This window comes from Ligilactobacillus murinus DSM 20452 = NBRC 14221 (assembly GCF_001591685.1).
In the GTDB taxonomy this organism is placed as follows: Bacteria; Bacillota; Bacilli; order Lactobacillales; family Lactobacillaceae; genus Ligilactobacillus; species Ligilactobacillus murinus.
Genome location: NZ_BCVJ01000070.1, coordinates 1 through 5826, shown reverse-complemented (window position 1 = coordinate 5826; position 5826 = coordinate 1). Strand labels below are relative to the sequence as shown.

At 40.4% G+C, this 5826-nt stretch carries 1 protein-coding gene; it reads left to right on the top strand.

The window, feature by feature from the left end:
* Positions 1 to 312 precede the first annotated feature (312 nt).
* Positions 313 to 5826 (top strand): mucin-binding protein (locus tag LMU01S_RS09355; protein WP_169795911.1); only part of this gene is annotated, 5514 nt, incomplete at its 3' end.

Sequence of the window (5826 nt, the reverse complement as noted above, 5' to 3'; positions counted from 1 at the left end):
ATAGTTTTTTTCTAACTTGATTTGACAATTTAGATATTATTACTCAGTTTCTCTGGTCAGACTCTAATTATATTAAAGGTAGAAGTTGTTGGAAATAGTCGTATTTCTTGCGCACAATGTAATCGATTTATTAGTATAGTTAGTAAAGATTAAAGTAGAGGGTATAAATGTTGAAAAAAAGATAAATTGGCTTTATAGTATGGATACAGATAATAAAAAATTTAATATTTTTAACAACTTAGATTATTTACTTTAAAAAGATTTAACTTTTTACGACAGGTTAACATAAAAAAGATGAGGGAGATGATCATTGTGCGAAAAACAAAAATGCGTTTGGCAAAATATACATCTGAAGAAAAACGACACTATAAGTTATATAAGCGCAAAAAAACTTGGGTCATAGCTGGAATAACGATGTTTAGTTCAGCTGTATTGTTGCAGGTACCTGCTTTAGCCGATGAAGTAACGACTTTGACTTTAGGAGAGTCAACTACAGCGCAGGGAACTATCCAAACTGATGACAAGACGCTATCAGGAGCGCCAACAACAGATCAAACAGCACAAGAGACGCTGGATACAAACCAAACAAGTGTAGAAAAAGAAACAACAGCAACAGATGAAACAAATGAAGTGACTGGAGATTCTGTGGCTAAAACAGAGTCCGAAAGTGTTCAAATAAAAGAAGACAAAACAACGAATACACAAACAGAACAGCCAAGTGAGGCGACACAAACACAGGCTGTGGCATCCACAAGTAGCTTTAGAAGTGTGGCAGCTGTATCTGATGAAAGTGTACAAGCTGACGAAAAAGTTATCCATTTAACTTCAGTTTCACAAGAAAATAGTGGGATCTTAGATAAGACGACTGCTGCGGATGGTTCGACTGAATATACGTTTACAACAGACAATACAAGTCCTAACCGTGGGCGTTTATCGATGACAGTCGAGTATACCGGGCAAAATGGCGATACCTTCAGTATGATCGTAAAACCTAATGCGACTAAAGGTGGGATCTTAGAAGCAGCAAGTAATATAGATGCTACTGGTTCACCCCAAAAGACAGCGCTAGGTGATGGAAGCTATAAGTATACTTGGACGATCACAAATGCGGTAGATAATACAAATGTGACGGTCAAACAAACGATAAAACCAGTCAATTTCTTTGCTGAATTGGTCCAAAACGGTGCTGAAACTTATCCACCGTATTTGGGGAGTGTTGCAGACGATGGGATGACCGTCAGTGGTGATAACTATCAGATCAGCTTTTTGATCAATGATGTTCCAGCACCTACCAGCACAAATGTCAAGATAACATTAGATAAGAGTTTGTTACCAGCAGGAGCTAAAGTTGAGACTAAGGCCGATGCCTATAAAGAAAATACGACGACTAATGTGACGACTGATACTAACTATCTCTATCAAGTGGAGATCTTGGACGGTAATTTTGTTGCCAATGTTCCAACGACTGTTAGGGGACTTGCGCAAGTAAAAGTTCCAGTCCCAGAGCATTTTGTGTTAGATGTGGCTGAAACTAACAAGTATTTGATGCATACAAGTGATCCGTATCTAAACGGAAATTTACAAGTAACACAGCCCGGTGGTGAAGGGACACCGATCATCTTGATCGCAACAAAACCGATCGTCTTTACTACGACAAGTGCCAAGTTGTCATTTATCGGGCATTACACGAGTACACAGACGACTGGTAAAAGTGAAGCACCATCTGGCTGGGTCGATCTTGGGGATGGCCAAAGAAAGTATTTTGGGGCGGTAAATATCGATACCGGGGAAGCACTTGATATAAGTGGCTTATCCCCAGAAGCGAAAGGCTTTGACCAAAATGTATTGGCAAAAGATGATCCAAGCGTGCATGAAAACTTTGGCTTGATCATCCATTATTCCAACAGTGAACAAAGTAGTAACCATGATGTGGTACTTGTTTCTGACTATAATAGTGTTAAAAATAGTGGCACAAGCGTAAGTGATCAAAAAATCGAGCCAGTTGAGCGTCCGATCTTGGATAATGGTGATAAATCAGCTCCGGTCTTATATGCTGTCGGTTTAACGGCTAATGGGCTGACGGAATTTACGCCAACATATCATTTTGAGTTTCCAGATGAGATCACCACAACAGGGATCACCTTACCGATCAATAATGTGACAAATGATCACGCTGACTTTAAGTCATATAATCCAGCGCAAACGGGATATACAGTAGTTGTTACGGGATCTGATGGTTCACAGATCACACAACGCTTGCAAGCAGGGGAAAACTATGATCCATTGACAGGGCAGATCGACCATTTTGGTGAGTTCAGAATGGGTAAAAAATTAGCTTCTGGTGTCAAGATCACGGCTTACGATGTTACACCTGATGTTAAATATTATGCTAATGCTCTTCAAAATTCGATCAACGGGACAAATGGGTCTAGTGCATTGAATGATATCAATTCTGGAATGCTCAACATTTTAGGGTATTTGAACTCTAAAGCTCAAGTTGGGCAAACGTACAGCTCCAAGATCCAAATCGAATCGGAAAATAAACGTTTGACGACGGCATTTCAAGTAAAAGTCTCGGAACCTAAAAAGTTACCACTTCAAGGTTATGAATGGCCTTCAAAAGGCAGCGAAACTTATGTGAAAAAACCTGGTGATGAGTTTAGTATGGGATTTCAAACTATGGGTTCAGTTTCAACGCCAAGCAAGGGAACAAACCTAGATGCTGGTGGGGTCTTAGTTGGTAAAGGTAATGGCACAGCAACCGACTTGCCAGGACATGCGTTGACAGTTGAATACGGGACTGTTAGAGAACCGATCGTATATCTTACAGTGCCTGAACAGACAGTGTTAACGAATTTTGCAAAAAGTGATAAATTCTATCAAGTCACTTATGATAAAAAATATCAAAACCCTGTTACTCCAGAACCAAAGATCATTCAAAAACAAAATATCAATGGACAAACAGTTGTGATCCTAGATTGGACAGGAACAGGCTTTGAATTAAAACCACAGATGAAAGTCTTGTTCAATTTAAAAGTTGTTTCTGATGCAGTCAGTGGCTTTGATGTTGGGCGAACGCTCGTCGACATGTATGCTTATACCGAGCCTGGTAAAGAACCAGCACTTTACACGGAAGCTGACTTAAAGAAAAAGGGTGTTTCGACTGATGGGCTTCAAGTGTATAAGGCAAATGTGAATGCTACGAATAATACAAGTTGGATCCAACTGGGAGGAGACACGAGCAAGACGGAATTACCAGCTAGCTTGCAGACACAGATCCAGTTTGCTGACGGGACGATTGCTAAGACGACGATGACTGATACTGGTGCAAATACGATCCAATTTAGGATCGTTGCCCCAGAAGAAATCAAACCAGCACCGCTTATCCAAGGAACGAAGAATTACAGCCTTTCAGATAGTGGTTCAAATTATCCTGCTAAAGACTATTTAGAAAAAGATGGGCAAAAACAAGGATTGCAAACGTTACAATTTGGGATGGTGAATAACTTAGCAACAGCTTTGAACAACGTGATCTCGGTCATGAATCTTCCACAAGCTGGTGTCGTAGATGGTAATAATTCTAGTGCTGCTGCCCAAGATTTTACCCTAAATATCAGCGATGAAGGCAAACTTGCTTTGGATCCGACGAATAATCATCTCCATGATGCACATACGCTTTATTATGCAACACAAGCAGCTGTTTTAAGTGATGATGGTAGGACGTTGACTTTTGCTGATGGGACGACTTGGACGAGTGGACAAACAATACCAAGCACTTTACTGACTGCCGACCAAGTTACTGATTGGAGCATGATCAAGGCATTAGTGTTAGATGTACCAACTTTGAGCATCGGTAATAAGATCATTTATCATCTTGCAGCCTACTCACCAACTAGTGAGACTAATATGGGTAAACAGGTCACTTTACGTCAAGTTGGAGGGTATGTTGGTCAAAAGACACTAGTCGTAGGTACGATAACAGATAGTTACGGTACTTATGCGACTGTAAAATTTGTCGATCAATCAGGTGCTCCGATCAATGGCTATCCTGATCTAGTTGGGAAAGCTACGCTAAATGAAGCAACTGGAGAATATGAATTAGAAAATAGTTATCTGTTAGGTGATGCAGGTAAAGCATTAAGTTTACCTACACCACCAACGATCACAGGCTATAAGTTCGTTGAGAACCAGTATTCAAGTACAGTTTTCAAAGCTGATGGTTCGACAGTCATAACACGTGTCTATCAAGTTGATCAAGCTCGTCTTTTTGAAAATTCATTGCAAGGTAAACTATTGGATCAAGCGACAGGTGATCCGCAAGCAGGAATGCCCCAAGTAACTCCAACAGGGACAAGTGAGATCAAATTCACGGTGACTGATGAACAGCTAAAACGTCCAGGATATACGTATAAGATCATGGTGGTCGACCAAAATGGAACACCTTTGACAAATAAAGTGTATGATAGCTTAACGGAGGCACTAGAAGAGCAAGGTATCTTTGATGATAAGATCGATGGTCAAAGCGTGACTCAAAACTTTATCGTTACGTATACAGCTGATTTCCAAAAAGCAGTGATCATAAGTGATAATGATCCAAGTAAGCAGATACCGACAAGTGAAGCTGAAGCTACGACAGCACCATATTTCCACGATGGCAAGACAGATGGCTTGATGTTTTACGATCAAGCAGGTGCTCCTTTGGTATCAGATGATATGTTTGCTCGGGCTGGCTATCGTTATACGGTCATCGCTCCAGATGGCAAAACCTATAATAATTTTGCGGCAGCTTTGGCGGCTAAATTAAGATTCGATAATACGGATAACTCGGGAAATAGCGACAGTGAAGTTCAAGTTTATCGTGTGGTCTATACTGAAGATATCCAAAAAGTGCTCGTGACGATCTTTGACAATCAAGGCCAGTTAAATGATGATGGTTCGTACACGAGTACGATTTTAGTCAACAAAGAGTTATTAGGCCAAGGTCTAGCAGGCTCTGCTCCAAGTGAAGAAACGAGTCAAAAGTATGCTGACATGATCAAAAATTATCTTGCTCAAGGTTATGTGCTCGTAAGTAAGGAAGATCTTCCGAACTATGATCAAGATGAAACAACTGATCAAGTCGTGACAGTTCACTTAAAGCATGGAACAACGACACAAGAAAAGACGGTCGACCTTACCCAAACGATCACATATAAATATAAAGATGGCGTCCATGCAGAAGAAAATGCAGCACCGACATATACTAAAGAATATAGCTTTACAGCAACTGAGACAGTGGATCGAGTAACTAATAAAGTTATTCAGACCAAGTGGAGCGAACCACAAATGACAGAGGTGGTGGCAAGTCCAACGATCGCTGGTTACAAGGCAGATAAAACAGAAGTTGCAGCAATGCAAGTTTCTCATGACACAGAAGAAACAGCATTACAGACAGTCGTTTACTATACACCAAATATTCAAAAGTTGAATTATAAAGTTATCGATGATCAAACAGGTACAGAGATCGTAGTCACGACGTTATTGGCCCAAGGTGGATCAGAAAATGATATTCCAGAGAGTGTCCAAGCAGAGTATGCTACTAAGATAGCAGACTTACAAAAACAAGGTTATGTTATCGTAAGTCAAGACAAGCTTCCATTGGTTTTTGATACAGATGATGCGTCTGATCAGTTGGTAGTCGTACATGTTAAGCATGGGACAAAAGAAGTCGCAGGGACACCAAAGACAGTGACCCAAACAGTAACTTATGTTTACGGTAACGGACCAAAGAAAGGCCAAAGTGCGGCAGATACCTACACGAAAGGATATCAATTCACTTCGATTAAC